Raw genomic sequence first — 273 nt, 5'->3', positions numbered from 1 at the left:
CTGAGTATCTATTTGTGCCAATGCAGCATCAATTGTTTGAATTGCCGATTGAGCCCCCTCACTAGTTGTACCACTAATATCTATCGCTTCAACCGATGATAACTCACTCAATGCACCATTAAACATCTCTAGCTCATTCGCTGAACCATCATTTGAAATACCAATTTTATTCGGTGATGACAAATTAATTTCTGACGTTTTTGAAGCCGCCGCTGTAGCTGCAGCAGTTCCGTCAAACGTTAATCCACCAGCTGGAGTACCTGCATCCATAAC

At 42.1% G+C, this 273-nt stretch carries 1 pseudogene; it reads right to left on the bottom strand.

The annotated features are described in order from the left end of the window. Nucleotides 1-273, bottom strand: a pseudogene (locus AAEY62_RS22380) (flagellin); the annotation flags it as partial.

It is taken from the genome of Pseudoalteromonas sp. GW168-MNA-CIBAN-0100, from assembly GCF_040309225.1.
In the GTDB taxonomy this organism is placed as follows: Bacteria; Pseudomonadota; Gammaproteobacteria; order Enterobacterales; family Alteromonadaceae; genus Pseudoalteromonas; species Pseudoalteromonas arctica.
Note: the sequence above shows the minus strand (reverse complement) of the source record. Positions and strands in the feature narration are given on the sequence as shown.